At 33.9% G+C, this 17,453-nt stretch carries 14 protein-coding genes; 8 read left to right on the plus strand and 6 right to left on the minus strand.

Features of this window, described 5'->3' with window-relative positions:
- Position 1: 1 nt before the first annotated feature.
- The 5 genes from ACKTTV_RS06715 to mraZ are packed head-to-tail and all read right to left on the minus strand — an operon-like array spanning position 2 to position 5,169.
- A complete protein-coding gene (locus ACKTTV_RS06715) occupies positions 2-1,465 on the minus strand; it encodes a UDP-N-acetylmuramoyl-L-alanyl-D-glutamate--2,6-diaminopimelate ligase (protein WP_408030053.1) in 1,464 nt (487 codons plus the stop codon).
- Complete coding sequence (locus tag ACKTTV_RS06720; protein WP_408030054.1) at positions 1,466-3,481, minus strand: penicillin-binding protein; 2,016 nt, start codon at positions 3,479-3,481, stop codon at positions 1,466-1,468.
- Between the two features lie 4 nt (positions 3,482-3,485).
- Positions 3,486-3,815: an FtsL-like putative cell division protein gene (locus tag ACKTTV_RS06725; protein ID WP_408030055.1), complete on the minus strand. Its 330-nt coding sequence runs from the start codon at positions 3,813-3,815 to the stop codon at positions 3,486-3,488.
- Between the two features lie 3 nt (positions 3,816-3,818).
- On the minus strand, positions 3,819-4,715 hold the full coding sequence (gene rsmH, locus ACKTTV_RS06730) for a 16S rRNA (cytosine(1402)-N(4))-methyltransferase RsmH (protein ID WP_408030056.1): 897 nt from the start codon (positions 4,713-4,715) through the stop codon (positions 3,819-3,821).
- Positions 4,702-5,169, minus strand: coding sequence for a division/cell wall cluster transcriptional repressor MraZ (gene mraZ / locus ACKTTV_RS06735; RefSeq protein WP_408030057.1), 468 nt, complete (start codon positions 5,167-5,169; stop codon positions 4,702-4,704). Before mraZ ends, rsmH begins: the two co-directional genes overlap by 14 nt.
- A gap of 429 nt (positions 5,170-5,598) precedes the next feature.
- On the opposite strand from mraZ, the gene ACKTTV_RS06740 reads away from it, so the two are divergent.
- The 7 genes from ACKTTV_RS06740 to ACKTTV_RS06770 all read left to right on the plus strand — a co-directional run bounded on the left by ACKTTV_RS06740 (position 5,599) and on the right by ACKTTV_RS06770 (position 13,275).
- On the plus strand, positions 5,599-7,650 hold the full coding sequence (locus tag ACKTTV_RS06740) for a T9SS type A sorting domain-containing protein (protein WP_408030058.1): 2,052 nt from the start codon (positions 5,599-5,601) through the stop codon (positions 7,648-7,650).
- A gap of 228 nt (positions 7,651-7,878) precedes the next feature.
- Entirely contained in the window at positions 7,879-8,643 is a 765-nt protein-coding gene (locus ACKTTV_RS06745; RefSeq protein ID WP_408030059.1) for an alpha/beta fold hydrolase, read from the plus strand.
- A 132-nt stretch (positions 8,644-8,775) separates the two neighbouring features.
- Positions 8,776-9,387, plus strand: coding sequence for a ribosome biogenesis GTP-binding protein YihA/YsxC (yihA, locus tag ACKTTV_RS06750; protein ID WP_408030060.1), 612 nt, complete (start codon positions 8,776-8,778; stop codon positions 9,385-9,387).
- Between the two features lie 5 nt (positions 9,388-9,392).
- Positions 9,393-10,079, plus strand: a complete 687-nt coding sequence (locus ACKTTV_RS06755) for an RluA family pseudouridine synthase (RefSeq protein WP_408030061.1) — start codon at positions 9,393-9,395, stop codon at positions 10,077-10,079.
- A 28-nt stretch (positions 10,080-10,107) separates the two neighbouring features.
- Complete coding sequence (locus ACKTTV_RS06760; protein ID WP_408030062.1) at positions 10,108-11,145, plus strand: alkane 1-monooxygenase; 1,038 nt, start codon at positions 10,108-10,110, stop codon at positions 11,143-11,145.
- Positions 11,145-12,518: an aldehyde dehydrogenase gene (locus tag ACKTTV_RS06765; protein ID WP_408030063.1), complete on the plus strand. Its 1,374-nt coding sequence runs from the start codon at positions 11,145-11,147 to the stop codon at positions 12,516-12,518. The genes ACKTTV_RS06760 and ACKTTV_RS06765 overlap by 1 nt, the downstream gene beginning before the upstream one ends.
- A gap of 19 nt (positions 12,519-12,537) precedes the next feature.
- Complete coding sequence (locus tag ACKTTV_RS06770) at positions 12,538-13,275, plus strand: nitroreductase family protein (protein ID WP_408030064.1); 738 nt, start codon at positions 12,538-12,540, stop codon at positions 13,273-13,275.
- A gap of 33 nt (positions 13,276-13,308) precedes the next feature.
- Here the strand turns inward: ACKTTV_RS06770 and ACKTTV_RS06775 are convergent, their stop codons facing one another.
- The gene (locus ACKTTV_RS06775; RefSeq protein ID WP_408030065.1) at positions 13,309-15,696 is read right to left on the minus strand and encodes a penicillin acylase family protein; all 2,388 of its coding nucleotides are present in this window, start codon (positions 15,694-15,696) and stop codon (positions 13,309-13,311) included.
- A 223-nt stretch (positions 15,697-15,919) separates the two neighbouring features.
- On the opposite strand from ACKTTV_RS06775, the gene pelF reads away from it, so the two are divergent.
- Positions 15,920-17,452, plus strand: coding sequence for a GT4 family glycosyltransferase PelF (gene pelF, locus ACKTTV_RS06780; RefSeq protein ID WP_408030066.1), 1,533 nt, complete (start codon positions 15,920-15,922; stop codon positions 17,450-17,452).
- Position 17,453: the final 1 nt, after the last annotated feature.

Below are 17,453 nucleotides of genomic sequence, written 5' to 3' on the forward strand. Positions count from 1 at the left end.
TTTATGTTTTTAGCTGGTTAAAACAATTCATGACTTCTTCTAAATCATCAAAATGCAATCGTTCTCCGTTTATTTCTTGATAATTCTCATGCCCTTTTCCTGCGATAAGAATAATATCTCCTGATTCAGATAATTTACAAGCTGTTTTTATAGCTTGTCTTCTATCTAAAATTGATAATGTTTTTTTATAATTCTCAGGCGCCACACCTTTTTCCATATCATCAATAATACTTTGAGGATCTTCAGTTCTAGGATTATCTGATGTAAAAACAACCTGTGAACTTAATTGAGATGCTATTTTCGCCATCTTAGGTCTTTTGGTAGTATCTCTATCTCCTCCACAACCTACTACCGTGATAACATTTTCGTTTCCTGTTCGAATATCATTTATAGTTTGTAAAACATTCTTTAAGGCATCTGGTGTATGAGCATAATCTACCACTGCAGTAACGTTATCACTTGAAACTGTATATTGAAACCTCCCACTAACACTTTCAAGTTCACTCAACAACCTTAGTGACTCCATTTTCTCAAGCCCTAACAGCGTTGCAACTCCATAAATAGCCAACAAATTATATGCATTAAACTCCCCAATCAATTTTGACCAAACCTCAACACCATTTAATGCTAACAAACTTCCAGAGAAACTTTTCTCCAAAACCTTCCCTTTGAAATCTCCAATGGTTTTAAGTGCATAACTCTGCTTCTTGGCTTTTGTGTTTTGCAGCATTATTTGACCATTTTTATCATCAAGATTGGTTAAAGCGAAAGATGTTTTTGGTAGGTTATCGAAAAACGACTTCTTGACATCTCTATATTCTGCAAAAGTTTCATGGTAATCTAAATGGTCATGTGATAAATTGGTAAAAACACCTCCTTCAAAATGTAAAGCCTCGGTTCTTCTCTGATGAATTCCATGAGAACTCACTTCCATAAAACAGAACTCCACTCCTTCTTCCACCATTTCAGCCAGATACTTATTTATCATTACTGAATCTGGTGTTGTATGGGTCGCTTCGTATTCTTTATCATCAACTACAACTTTTACCGTAGACAACAAACCTACCTTAGCTCCTGTTTTTTTGAATAATTGATACAAAAGAGTCGTTATCGTTGTTTTACCATTCGTTCCAGTAACTCCAACCAACTTTATTTTTTTGGATGGGTTATCATAAAAATTCGCAGAAATCACAGCTAGTGCAGTACTCGAATCACTTACTTCAACATAAGTTACTCCTTCTTTTATTTCCTCGGGAAGCACTTCACATACAATTACTGCAGCACCTAATCCCAACGCCTTTCCAATAAATCGATGCCCATCAACTTGAACTCCCTTTTGAGCCAAGAAAAGACTCCCCTCTTTCACCTTTCGGCTATCGAAACAAACCTCATTTACTAAAACATCAGTGCTTCCATAAACTGAATTCACCGATACCTTATATAATATGTCTTTTAATTTTTTCACTTACGATAACCTTAAATATATAGTAGCCCCTTTTGAGACTTTAATTCCATTTTGAACAGATTGCTCTACCACTTTACCCATTCCTGTAAATTTCACTTTTAATCCCATATTCTCTAATAGAGACACAGCATCCATTCCACTCATACCAACAACTCTAGGCATGATTGTTTTATACTTTTTTAACTTTAAATAATACTCATCATAATCCTTATCAATCTTAGCATAGGATATCGTATCCGTTACCGACTGATTATCTACTGGAGTAGTTGTATATATTTTCTGAGCTATTTCTTTAAAAACAGGTGCTGCTACTTGAGCCCCATAATACCCTTTTTCTTTTTTGGGCTCATGAATTACCACAATACATGAGTACTTTGGCTTATCAGCAGGGAAGAACCCCGCAAAGGACGCTACATACTTTGAATTTGAATAATAACCCCCAACCATTTTCCCTTGAGAGTTTTTATGTCTGGGAATATATTTTTTTGCAGTACCTGTTTTACCGGCCATGGAAAAATTTGAAGAGTAAATATTCTTTGCAGTTCCCTTTTTAACTGTATTCTCCATCACCTTTCGAACTTTATTTAAGGTTGTTTGAGACGCTATCTTCTCTTTTACTACCTCTGTTCCAAATCTTTTATCAACTTTATTGCCAACCCTCAACTCCTTAACAAAGTAAGGCTTCACTAACTTTCCGTTATTAGCTACCGCGTTATAAAAAGCCAAGGTTTGTAATGGTGTTAACGAAATACCATATCCCCAAGCCATCCATTCAAGAGCTATTGGACTCCAACTCTTTTTATCTTGTGGATTCCTTATCAAAGGCTTACCTTCTCCTTTAATCTTAACCCCTGTTTGCTGATCTAAACCAAATGACTTAATTCTATCAACAAATTTTTTCGGCTTTTTATCGTAATGCTTTTGAATTGTTTTTACAATTCCAACATTTGAAGACACTTCAAAAACTCTTCCTAATGAAATTTTTCCATACCCACCTATCTTGCTATCTTCAACCTTTCTATCATTTATATAAATCTTTCCTTTTTCACAATCAACAACAGTAGACGTGTCAGCCACCTTATCTTCAAGAGCCGCCATTAAACTAGCCAGTTTAAATGTTGACCCAGGTTCATGACTTTCCCAAACCGCATAATTCCTTTTTTCGTAATACGTTCCTTTAGAAGTTCTTCCCAAATTTGCAATTGCTTTTATCTTTCCTGTCTTCACTTCCATCACAACAGCACAGCCATGTTCAGCTTCAAAATGATGCATTTGTTTTAACAAAGCATGATGTGCTATATCTTGAACATTTACATCAATTGTAGTGATCACATCATGACCATCAATTGGCTCCTTTTCATTTACGTCATTTATTGGCTTCCATTGACCTTTTGCTATTTTTTGCTTTAGTCTCCAGCCATTTTCACCTTGCATATACTCAGCAAAAGCACCTTCAATTCCGGCTCCACCACGGTAGTCATCATAACCAATAGTTCTTTCTGCTATTTTCCCAATTGGGTGTACCCTGACAGTTTGTTGTTCTGCAATAAAACCACCTCGATACACCCCGAGTTTAAATATGGGAAACTGTTTCATCTTGGCATAATCATTATACCCTATATTTCTAGCTATCAACAAATATCGGTTCTTGCGTTTTCTAGCATCCCTTAATTTCCTTTGATAGTAATCTGCACTTTTACCCAATAAATCTGATAAGGATTCAGACAACGCTCTAATATTTCTTTCAAAAACAGTAGACTTAACAGACATCACATCCATTCTGATGGTAAATTTTGACATTGAAGTTGCCAATAAATTTCCATCCGCTGCATACACGTTACCTCTGTTAGCAAAAATAGTATCGTTTTTATGGGTTTTAGCCAGTGATAATTTTCGATATTTATCACCGTCTATATATTGAAGTTCAAAAATTCTAAAAATAATAACCACAAAAAAAAGCGCCATTAAAACCACTACTATATAGAGTTTATTTAATATGCCTTTTTTTATTACCATTTTTCTATTCTTGTTTAATTGTTACTTTAATTTTTTTCGGTGGTTTTTGGGCAGGTTTCAACCCCTTACCTTTTACTTTGGCCCTTATACTACTTTCAAGTTTCATCCGCATTAATATGGTACTTGTATCAACATACTCGGCCCTCAACCTTCTTTTCTCTTTATTCAACTCAGCCACCTTCACCACTTTTGCATCAGCACTATGGGCTATAGAAATCATAACCAACAGTAGCGCCACGACAAAAAACAACATCTTCCAGTTTTTCAAGGAACTATCATCAGTTAGAAAACCTCCTCTTAAAACATCATAAATATTTCTTTTAACTTTTGACATCGTTTATTTTAATGTAGCTATTCTTAGCTTTGCACTTCTTGCCCTATTATTCTCCTTAATCTCTTCTTTCGTTGGAATAATTAACTTTCCAATTTTTTTAAGAGGCTCATCTGTATTCCCAAACATATCCTTTTCAGGTTCGCCACTAAACATTCCCGTTCTAATAAACCTCTTCACCAATCGATCTTCAAGAGAGTGGTACGATATCACACTTAAACGACCGTCTTCATTAAGTAAATCTGGAATCTGATTTAAAAATTCTTTCAGTACCTCTAACTCCTGATTCACTTCAATTCTGATCGCTTGAAAAATCTGAGCTAGTATTTTATGTTCTTTAGCTTTTGGCAAAAACCTTTGCAGCACCTCTTTTAACTGAAAGCTTGTTTTAATTTCTCCATTCAACCTTGCCTCAACAATTGTTTTAGCTAAAACTCTTGCATTTCGAAGCTCTCCATACAAGAACAAAACATCCGCCAAGTCTTTCTCGTCATATTTATTAATGATTCTTTTTGCAGAAAGCTCCGATTTCTGATCCATCCTCATATCCAGATCAGCATCAAAACGAGTAGAAAAGCCTCTTTCAGCAGCATCGAACTGATGAGAAGAAACCCCTAAATCAGCCAACACACCATCAACTTTTTTCACTCCATAAAAACGCAAAAACCTCGTGATATATCTGAAATTCTCTCCAATCAAAACAAACCGTTTATCATCAATAGTATTTTCATGTGCATCAGGATCTTGGTCAAAAGCAAACAACTTCCCTTCCTCTCCTAAACGACTCAAAATTTCACGAGAATGACCTCCTCCACCAAAGGTTACATCAACATAAACCCCTTCTGGCTTAATATTAAGAGCATCAATACTCTCTTTCAACAACACTGAATCATGATAACTCATCCAAATCAATATTACCCATCACCTCTTCTGCTAAATCAGCAAAATCAACAACAGAATCATCTATTATCTTTTCGTACTTTTCTTTATCCCAAATCTCAATCACATTTACAGCTGATGACAAAACAAGCTCTTTTGCTAACCCAGCAAATTGACATAAATCTTTAGGTATCAAAAACCTTCCCGCAGCATCTATCTCCACTACCTTTACCCCTGCTGTAAATCGTCGAATAAAATCATTATTCTTCTTAACAAACCGATTCAATTTATTTATTTTCGCCATCATCAAATTCCATTCTTGCATCGGATATACTTCCAAGCAAGATTGAAAGACCGATCTTTTCACAACAAACCCATCCTGCAAAACAGAAGACAACTGCTTCTTAAACGCAACAGGCATCATCATTCTACCCTTCGCATCCATCTTACACTCATATGTCCCGATTAGGCTTATCACTTAATAAATTGATAGTTTGCACCAAAAGTATAAAAAAAATACCACATTTTACCACTTTACCCCACTTTGTTGATAAGTTTTACAAATCAACCTAATTATTTGATTAGCAAACAGTAAGACACAAACACAGTTTTATATTTCAACAGGTTCAGAACAAACGGAGAAAAACGTTATTCATCAACTTCTGACATTAATGAATTTATTTTCAATCTTCCCTTTAAACATTTTCAAAAAAAACTTTGAAGCACCCAATTAAACACCTCACCACTTCCCTCCTTTCTCTATTAAGCAAGCAATATTCAATAAAAGATAAACTCGAAATAAAAAAATTAGAAAAATGGGGTAACAAAAAACCTGAACTACTGATATACAATAAAAAGGCAGAAACCGAAAAGCCTAAAAAGAGTAGGATATATAAAAACTTTTATCATGAATTTCAAAAACTACCTTCTGTATATTTTTTTGATTGCGGTTAATACACTTAGCTTCAGTCAACAAGAATTTTGCCCTGGAAATTATTTTGACAACGGAGACCTAGAAATCGGAACCCCGACTGGATCCGACCAAGACATTAATCTCGCTCAAGGATTTAGTGCTATTTGGGGCTCAGGATCACTAGCTGATTTCTATGCCTTCAATGCTGGACCTTTTACTTATCCAGCTCCTGCCACTGGCAATTATGCTGGTTTTTGGATTTCAAACCATCCTTTTCCAAACACAACTTGGAGAGAAGGTTTATACAACACCTTTTTAACCCCAATTCCTGCAAATACTGGAAATTATGATTTTACATTTGATGTTGCTTGTTTATACAAAGATTCTGGCGTTGATGCCGATGTAGAAATCGGAGTGTATGGAATATACAACCCGGGAGCCAGTTTGGGTACCACTCCTAGTTCAAATTTCACTCCCGACAACTTAAATTTGTTTCCTGGAAACACGGTACTTTTAGGTACAATACCTATAACAGGCGACTGCAGTAACATTAAACAAAATGTAAGTATTACAATTGCGACAGCAGGAATGAGCATCCCTAGCATTACCCACATAATGATTACCCATAGCGATACTGTTATTAGCTATGGCGATGGAGGAGGGAAAAGATACATTGGTCTTGACAACTTTTGCTTAACTGTAGACGACACTCAACCTCAAGGTGAAACCGATTATTGCTGCGATTCAGATGTAAATGAAATAAGAAACGGAAACTTCGAAAACGGAAATTCTGGTTTTTCTAGCAGCTATTCAGTAGGGACAAATAGCCTTTATGGAACTGTTCCTGGACAATATTATGTAGGAACAAACGCGGATGGATTAAACATTTCTCCTCTTTGGAATATTAATGACCATTCTTCCTGTACAATTGGAAGCACTAATGATGAAGTACTATTTGTTAACGGTAGAACAACCCAACCTTCTGGAACCGAAAGTGTAATCTACGAACAGAATATTACCTTAGGTAGTAGTGATGATCAAGAAGAAAAAAAATACAAATTGTGCGCAAACTTCAAGAATATGCCCCAAGCTACATTTGATATTTTACCTGAAATTGAAATAAGAGTAACTGGAGCATCAACATATAATTCTGGTTTCTTTACAGTAAACACTGATGAATCTGATCCTTGTGATTGGCAACTGGAAAGCGCTGTTTTCAATGGACTAGGAAATATAACCATTCAATTTGTTTTGAAAGAAGATGGTTTGGGAGATGGAAATGACGTAGCTATAGACGATATTTCTCTTCAACAATTAGATGATCCAGCATACAGTATTACAGTACAACATCAAGGAAACCCGCAGGAAATTACAGGATCTATCAATACTATTGACGCTTCAGATGACAAATTACTATGTGATAGTTCAGTTGCTGGACAAGCTGATTATTTCTGGTATGTTATTGAAGTCACAGGATATACAGGAGGAACTCTTACGTACGATATTACTACCTTAGGTTGGGGAAACACTGGAAGTAGTTACGTAACAACCCCATTTGGTTCTGGAACAGGACCAGCATGGAACCTCACAACAACTTTTCCAGGCTATCCTTTTGATGACGACACTTTATACTTAATAGGATTATACACACCTCCAAATCCTGATTGTTGTTTAGATGAAGGCTGGACATACCAACTTACCTACAACCACAGGTCTTCTAATACTGGTCCTGTGTTATCGGAAAAACAAAAAGAGGAATTAAAGGCGCTATTCGGTGTTATCTTGGATGAAAATAGAAACGAATCAGAAAACCTAAGTATTTATCCAAACCCAACAAGAAACACCATTTATCTGAATACCGGAAAACAGAAGATTACAAAATACGATATTGTATCTGTTTTGGGTAAAAGAGAAATGACCTATAAATCTGATAAAAACAACGAGGTTAACAATATTGACATTAGCAAATTGAATAGAGGAGTTTACATTATAAAAATACAGTTAGATAATGGAGTTACCGTTTCAAGAAAATTTATTAAGAAATAATTCTTTTGAAAACAAATAAACACCCCTAAAACATAAACAAGTCAGCAATAAGTGCTGGCTTGTTTCTTTTATAGAGCTATTCCTCTAAACACTAGTAATCAATCGTTTTAGCTTTAAAAAACAAGGTATTAGCACTCTAAAATAAAATCAATTCCTTCAATAAAATAATAAAAATGAAAATGTGGTAAAAAAAAACTACATTTGTCGGTAAGTCAAATCAAACTTTTTATGACTGAATTTTTAAAGAAAGAAGGCAAATTTACGTTCGCAGAAGCAGGAGAAGGAAAAGCTATTATCGTTTTACACGGACTCATGGGAGCATTGAGTAATTTTGACGCAACTTTTAAATATTTCTCAGAAAAAGGATACAAAGTTTTCATCCCAGAACTTCCTCTATACACATTACCTTTATTAAAAACTAACGTCAAAAACTTAGCTAAATTTTTGCATGAGTTTATTGAATTCAAAAAGTTAAAAGACGTTGTTTTATTAGGTAATTCTCTTGGAGGTCATATTGCCTTATATTACATAAAACAATACCCTGAGGATGTTTCCGCTCTTGTCTTAACTGGTAGCTCTGGTTTGTACGAAAACTCTATGGGTAATAATTACCCAAGAAGAGGTGATAAAGAATTTGTTCGTAACAAAACACGCGCAGTTTTCTTTGACCCAGAAATTGCTACGGATGAATTGGTTGAACAAGTTTATGATGTTATCAACGATAGGAACTCTTTAGTGAGAACATTAGCTATTGCAAAAAGTGCCGTGAGACATAATATGGCTAAAGATTTACCTAATATGAATCAACCTACATGTCTTATATGGGGTAAACAAGATACTGTTACTCCTCCTGAAGTTGCTGAAGATTTCCATAAACTTTTGCCTGATTCTAATTTATATTGGATTGATAATTGTGGTCATGCCGCAATGATGGAAACACCAGAAGAATTTAACGATATTCTAGAAAAGTGGTTTATTGAGCGTAATATTTAATTATAGCCTAAACTTCTTTCAATACAATAAAACAAAACTGATCTGCTTTTTACAAAATTTGTGTTCGGTTTATAGAATACTACCTTGTTTTTATATCTTTTAATGACAAGTATTTAATTTAAATATAATCAAATGAAAATAAAGTCTGCTGAGTTTGTTGTTAGCAATACCAATGTAATTAACTGCCCTAAAGAACGCATTCCTGAATATGCATTTATTGGTCGTTCTAATGTTGGTAAATCTTCGTTGATTAACATGCTCATGGAACGAAAAGACTTAGCTAAAACTTCTGGAAAACCTGGAAAAACTCAACTAATAAATCACTTTAAAATAAATAATGAATGGTTTTTAGTTGATCTCCCTGGATATGGTTATGCCCAAGTTTCAAAGAAAAAAAGAGCCAAATTTCAAGGATTCATTGAATACTACTTCAAAGAAAGGGAACAGTTGGTTTGTGCATTTGTATTAGTTGACTCTAGGCATGATCCTCAAAAAATAGACTTAGATTTTATGCAATTTCTTGGGGAAAATCAGGTTCCTTTTTGTATTATATTTACAAAAGCAGACAAACTAGGTAGTTCAAAGCTAGGAAAACAAATAACTTCATATAAAAAAGAGTTACTAAAATACTGGGAAGAGCTTCCTATGTCTTTCATTACCTCATCTGCCAATAATTTTGGTAGAGATGAGTTTCTTAAATTTATAGAACAGGTTAATGAGGATGTTGCACAAGATTTCAAATAATTAAAATGCACACAACAAAAGAATCTCTTCAGGTATTATTCGAGGATAATCATATCATTGTTGTAAATAAGCGTTGTGGAGATATTACACAAGGAGACAAAACGGGTGATGCACCATTAAGTGATATTATTAAAGAATATCTCAAAGAAAAATACAATAAACCAGGTAATGTTTTTTTAGGAACTGTACATCGGTTAGACCGCCCCACCTCTGGTATTGTTATTTACGCTAAAACGTCAAAAGCTCTTGAGCGTTTAAATAAAATGTTTAGAGATAAAAAAGTAACCAAAACCTATTGGGCTATCGTAAAAGGTCATCCTAAAAATGAACAAGGAAGCCTTTCAAATTTCCTCAAGAAAAATCCAAAGCTCAATAAATCTTTTGTTTATAAAAAAGAAATAACCGGTAGCAAAAAAGCTATACTTCATTATTACCTCGTAAAAAAACTTCAAAATTATTCATTGCTTCAAATAAACTTAGAAACGGGTAGGCATCATCAAATTAGAGTTCAGTTGTCTCACATAAATCATCCTATAAAAGGTGATCTAAAATACGGTGATAAACGAAGTAATGATGATGGAGGTATTTCTTTACATGCAAGAAAGATTGAATTTACACATCCTGTGAGTAAGGAAAACATTAAAATAACTGCTCCTACACCTCAAAATTCTATTTGGAAAGCTTGTTCCTAATTTTGTATATTTAGGAAAAATATTCCTAATGCGTCCTCTTAAATATCTGGCTTTCCTTATATTACCTTTGACGGTTTCTATTTCTTTCCTTCAGGAAGGATGGTTGACGTATTTACCTATTTTTACGTTTTTTATATTTGTTCCTTTACTCGAACTATTTTGTAAACCAAACAATAACAACTTCAACTCAGAGGAAGAGGAGGTAGCAAAAAGCAATAAATTATATACCTATATTTTATACTTTACCATTCCTATACATCTCTTTTTCTTAGGATGGTTTCTACTATTTGTTGTGCATCAAAACATGCCTCTTTCGGATCTTCTAGGAAAGACTTTTTCTATGGGGTTAATGTGCGGAGTTATTGGTATTAATGTTGGCCATGAATTGGGGCATAGAAATAATAGAAAGGATGAATTTTTAGGAGAAATCCTATTGCTTACCTCATTGAATACTCATTTTCTTCCTTACCATAACGCAGGGCATCATTTTAATGTAGCAACTCCTAAAGATGCAGCCACAGCAAGAAAGAATGAAAATTTATATTTTTTCTGGATTCGTTCTCATTTTCAAAGTTATTACCAAGCCTGGAGATTAGAAAATAAAAGGCTTTTGACAAGTAATCGCCCTTGGTTTCATTATCAAAACAGGATGATTATATACACAATATCGTCTATATCTTTGATTTCTTTAATTTTCTTTTTTTTAGGACTCAAAGCTGCAATTGCATTTATAAGTGCTGCTGTAGTCGGAATTTTACTTTTAGAAACAGTGAATTATATAGAACACTATGGATTATTAAGGAAAAGAAACGAACGTGGGCGTTATGAACGAGTAAAAAGAACTCATTCTTGGAATTCGGATCATATTATTGGTAAGTATATGCTATTTAACCTTTCAAGACATTCGGATCATCACTATAATGGAAGTAAGCACTACCAACTTTTAAAATCACTTTCTGAAAGCCCGCAAATGCCTACAGGATATCCAGGGATGATGCTTGTAGCATTGTTTCCTCCTATTTGGTTTAAATTAATGAATAAAAAACTCAAAGTATTACAAGAATAATGAGTATTCAAAATATTGTTCAGCTGCAAAAAGACTTTTTCAAATCTCAAAAAACGAAGGACATTTCTTTTAGAAAAAAAGTTTTAAAATCACTTTTAAAAGAGATTATAGCGAGAGAAAAGGATATTATTAACGCTATTCATAATGATTTTAAAAAATCAGAATATGAAACGGTAATGACGGAGATATCAATTGTTTTATCTGAATTAAAATTAACTATTAAAAATATTCATAAGTGGAGTAAGCCTAAAAGAGTTTTACCCTCTTTATTGAATTTCCCTTCTTCTGCTAAAATTTATAGCGAACCTTTTGGAAATACTTTAATAATATCACCATGGAACTATCCATTTCAATTGGCTTTCGCCCCACTCATCGGTGCAGTTGCAGCAGGAAATACTGTTTTACTGAAACCTTCTGAACTTACTCCAAACACTAGTAATATAACAAGCGAGATCGTTCACAAAATATTTCAACAAGACCATGTTTCGGTTATTGAAGGAGGTGTTTCCGTTTCTCAAGAACTACTTAATATTCGATGGGATTATATCTTTTTCACAGGAAGCGTTTCAGTTGGTAAAATAGTAGCAAAAGCTGCTGCAGAATATTTGACTCCAACAACTTTAGAACTAGGAGGTAAAAGTCCTTGTATTATTGATGAAACGGCAAGTTTGAAACTTGCTGCTAGAAGAATTGTATGGGGTAAATTTATCAACTGTGGTCAAACTTGCATTGCTCCTGACTATCTTCTAATACATACATCGGCGAAAGCTGAATTTATTAAATTGTTTAAAAAGGAGTTACAGAAAGCCTATGGAGAAGCACCAAAATCTTCAGAAGATTATGCTAGAATTATTAATTCAAAAAACTTTGAGAGACTTTCTGATATGATTAAGGGTGAAACAATAGCTGTCGGTGGAAAAACAAGCAAAGAAGACCGTTATATCTCTCCAACCATTGTTGACGAACCGTTATTAACAAGTAAGGTGATGCAAGAAGAAATTTTTGGTCCACTTTTACCTATTATCTCTTATACCTCTGAACAAGAAATTGGTAACGTAATATCGTCATTCGACAAACCTTTGGCTTTTTACATTTTTTCAAATCGGAAAAACTTTATACGTAAAATGATATCAGAGTATTCCTTTGGTGGTGGAACAATTAATGACACAACGGTTCATTTCGCCAATCACAGGCTTCCTTTTGGAGGAGTTGGAGAAAGTGGTATAGGAAGTTACCACGGAAAGAGATCCTTTGATACATTTACACATAAAAAAGGTATTGTTTCACGAGGTACTTGGTTAGACATCCCTACGAGATATGCACCGTATAAAGGGAAGCTAAAGCAATTAAAAACTTTAATGAAGCTAGGATAAACCATTATAAAAAACTTTAATGTCTGAAAAAATCACATCCGAAGCGATCAAATTTAGAAGATCGATCAGAGTATATGATCCTGAAAAAAACATTGACTCAAAAATTATTACTGAATGCCTAGAGTTAGCAAGTTTAGCTCCGAACAGCAGTAATATGCAATTATGGGAGTTTTATCATATAACCTCAAAAGATATAATTAAGAAATTAGCTCCTTTATGCTTTAATCAAAATGCCGCTAAAACTGCTCAACAAATAGTTGTTTTTGTTGTCAGAAAAGATTTATGGAAAAAAAGAGCCAAGGCTAACTTAGATTTTATGGATAGGGTTTTTGGTAAAAACAAGCCTAAATCTGAATGGCGTAAGCGTGAAAAAGTAGCGAGAAACTACTATGGAAAGGTTATTCCTTTTGCTTATTTTGATTTTTTAGGAGTTTTTGGTTGGTTAAAATATTTTATGGTTTCAATTACTGGATTGTTTCGCCCAATATACAGGCAAGTTCGTAATAGTGATATGCGCATAGTAGCCCATAAAACTTGCGGTCTTGCTGCCCAAACTTTTATGTTATCAATGGCTGCTAAAGGTTATGATACCTGCCCTATGGAAGGCTCTGACACCAAACGTATAAAATACTTATTAGACTTACCTTATCAAGCCGAAATAAATATGGTTGTTTCTTGTGGGATTAGAAAACCTGAAGGTGTTTATGGTGAACGATTCAGAATACCTTTTAATGAAGTTTATAAAAAAATAGAATAAAATAGGGAGGTTTTGAACCTCCCTATTTTATTATTAATTAGGTTTAAAAATGAGGACACTCTTTGAACTTTCAATTTCTTCTTGATTGAGCTTCATTTTAACAAATGCTCCATTCAAATACTTCTCTGCTTGATCTTTATAATATGGACTTAACACATTTCCTGATTGTCCAGTTGGAATTACGGTAATACTATTTTCTATATCTGAAAAATCAATAACTCTTCTTGTTGAAGGTCCAGCATGAGTTTTATAATACCCAGTACTGTCAATTTTATAAATGTGGTTATTAATCACCTGATCTCCTCCAACCGTTTCAAAAGGCCCTACATTAAAAATTTCCCTTAAAACTCCTCCTGCTTTTCCTATGGCGTGCTCATGCTCTACAGAAGCAACCCTTTTCCACTTCCAATCGTCAACATTTTCGCCCAGTTGATTTTGAAGAAATGCGATGGCATTTTTATACGATTTTATAATAATATCTTTTTTAGTTTCCTTCTTATCCGTTGTTTTTACATCGTCCCACCATACGGACTCTTCTCTTTTCACATGAGCAGCTACCACCTTTTCTTCAAAAGGTGTATTCATAAAAAGATTGAAAGCTTTTCCCATTTCATCTTTAAAGGTGTTTTTCGCAAACTCATACCACATTCTATTATACAGTACTGGTCCTATTTCATCCTTACCAAAATACCCATCCCATTCTTTTAAAATATTCATGGCCTTTGCCTCACTTGGTGTCAGGTTGCTCTTGTCAACATGTGCTAACCATGATTTAATAATTTCTGGAGCAGTAACAGATGTTACGTCATATATCATTTTTGCAACATCCTCTTTAGAAAAGTCGTCCTTCGCGTCTAATAAATTCTCAATTCTTCTTGCTCTATCTTCGGGTAAATAATATCCTGGGTACAATATTCCAGCAATAGTATCAGGTTGATTATTCGCTGAGTACACATAATTCCAATCGGGGTTAATGGCTTGAGGGTTTTCTTTAAAATCTAAATACTCAATAATTTCATCTTTTCCAGAAGCACCATCTAAAAAGACTTTTGTGTATAAACTATCTCGATATTTATACAATTTTCCTGATGCAAACCATGCTATATTATTCTTTGAATCACCATACATAACATTTAATCCTGGTGCATGAAGCATAGCCGCACCTTCTTTAAATTGTGAAAGTGATTTCGAATGTGACAATCGATAAGAAGCTTCAAGTAAGTCATTTTCGATTTTAGTATAAATCCATTGCATTGCTATAGGACGAGAATCTTCTAGATGTTCAATAAGACCATTCATAATGGGTCCATGTTGGCTCACTTTTATTTGATATGTTGTATCTGGTTCATTTTTTATTTTTATTCTTTTATCAATCAAATTGTATTTCTTCAGACCTTCTTTGGTTTTATAATACATGTCATCCTTTTCAGAATTCTCCTCAATATAAAAATCGACATCATCATTTTCGAACATCGTCATTCCATAGGCATATTCTCTATTATGTCCTAGTAACGGAAAAGGAGTTAATGCCAAATTGAAACCATACATCTCATAACTTGGAGTTTTAATATGTGACTGATACCAAACAGAAGGTTGTGAATATCCAATATGAGGATCATTTGCAAAAAGTACTTTTCCTGTTTTTGTTTTCTGCCCGCCAATTACCCAAGAGTTACTTCCAATAAATGGTGATACAGGTAGTTTGTCCATAATGTCATTGATAGCTCCTGCAAAGTCCGCTTTGAGTTCTGGGTTTTGTTGGTTTTTGATCAATGTCAAATTCGAGTACTCAGCCCCTATCAACTCTTGAAGGTAATTCTCACCAAGTTTTTCTTTAACTTCGGTAAGCATTGGATCTGTTCTATGAGCTACAGCAAAACTAAATGCCATATATCCAAAAACATTATAAATATCTTTTAAGGTGTATTCTTCCTTATCAACTCCCACAAGGTAAAATTCTATCGGAGTTGGTCCGTTTTCTATAAATTGATTTATTCCATTTAAATAAGCCAAGGCCATTTTATATGACTCGCTACTTTTATTGGCTCTCTCTATATTTTTTGCTCCAGCTTCCTCTATTCCTAATCCTGAAAAAAACTTATCCACTCGGACCATATCTTTACCAAAAACTTCAGCAAGTCTTCCAGAAGCAATTCTTCGAATTAATTCCATTTGCCATAACCTGTCCTGAGCATGAACATATCCTAAAGCCGTGTAAGCATCAATATTATTATTTGCGTTTATATGAGGTACCCCAACTTCATCAAAATATACAGTCACAGATTCCGAAATACCTTTCAAATCTAGTTCTCCATTGTAAGTTGGTTTCAAACTTTTATAAAACAAAAAGCCTCCTATTATTAATAATAAAAACACAGATATTACAATCTTTCGATTAAAAATCCTTTTTAATAAATTCATTTTTGAAAATTTTACAATGATAAATATAGATAGAAATATTTTTTTACCCTCTCATTTTTAATGATTACCAGCATACTTTCACGAAAACCACTCACAAACCCTAAAAACATCTAGTAAAACCCCTAGTAAAGTTTCAGCAAAAACCCTTATCCCCGGACTTATACCTTTTACATAAATTTGCGGTTCCCCCCGAGCTCTTATTTTAAATTTTAAACAATTTGAAATGAAATTAAAAAAAATAAGAGAATCTGTTGTAAACAAAAGAGTTCTTCTTGTTACCGAAGGTACCTATCCTTATAATTACGGCGGGGTCTCAAGTTGGTCACATACATTGTGCAACTTAACTAAACGGGTAGATTATATTATTTATGCTTTGAATGCTCACTATGAAGAGAAGCCAAAGTATAGTATTCATACTAATGTAAAAGACATTATTCAAGTTCCTCTTTGGGCTTCGTATGACTTATGCGATATAATGAATTATGGTTATTCTTATAAACATATAGTTAATAAGAAAAAAAACACCAATAACATTAGTATACAATATTACTTTCTAAAGCCTTTCGAAATATTCGTTTCCAATTTAGTTGGTAATGATAGAGATCTAGATAAGTTGGAACAGAGTATCTATGAGCTTTGGGAATACTTTGAAAAATACGATTTTGATATTACTCTAAAGCATCAATTGGTATGGAAAGAATTTAAAAAAATTATTGAAGAAAGCAGTAATAATCCTGATGAATTGGTTATTAGTGATCTTGCTTTTTCTCTTCAATATATAAGCAAACTACTTTTACCTTTAGCCATTCCAATTCCTAAGGTAGATATTGTACATATTACATTAGCTGGTTTACCCATTCTGCCTGCATTAATTGCTAAAAAACAATATAATGCATCGATAATGGCAACTGAGCATGGGGTTTTTATTAGAGAAAACATGATTAACATTAGCAGCTCGTCGATGTCTTTTTTCGTTAAAAACTTTATCATCAAAAGTTCTGAATCAATTTGTAGGCTCGCTTATACAAAAGCTGATTTAGTAACTTCTGTAAGTAAGTTCAATACAAAGTGGGAGTTCAGATATGGTTTGGACGAAGAAAGATCCAAAGTAATTTACAATGGTGTTGATGAAAATCGATTTAATATTGGTGAAAAGCCAGATCATTTAAAAAACATTCCAACTGTTGTTGCCATAGCAAGAATATTTGCCTTAAAAGATATCATCACAATGATCAAAACCTGTGAATATGTAGCAAATCAAATTCCCTCGGTTAGGTTTATCGTTTACGGTGATAAAAAAGCAGATTTGGATTATGTTGAAGAATGTGAGACTTTAATAGCGAAACTCAACTTAAAAGAAAACTTCATACTTGCAGGGCATCACAGCCAGCCTAATAAAGCTTTTTTAGAAGGAGATATTTCAATACTTACTTCAATATCTGAGGGATTTCCTTATACCGTAATTGAATCAATGAGCTGCGGAGTGCCTGTTGTTGGAACTGATGTTGGTGGCGTTGCCGAGGCCATTACGGAAAAAACAGGATTCGTTTGTAAACCCAAAGACTATAGAACTCTAGGTGACAGGGTTGTTTACTTACTTAACAACCATGACATAAGAAAACATATGGGTATTGAGTCTCGGAAAAGAGTGCTTGAAAATTTCACCTTGGACAAGATCATTCAATCGTACGAAGAAACCTATGAAAAACTAACCCCCAAAAAATCACCTGCAAAAAAATTAACCCCTTTTTATTAAC

This window comes from Tenacibaculum xiamenense, assembly GCF_964513065.1.
Taxonomy (GTDB): Bacteria; Bacteroidota; Bacteroidia; order Flavobacteriales; family Flavobacteriaceae; genus Polaribacter; species Polaribacter xiamenense.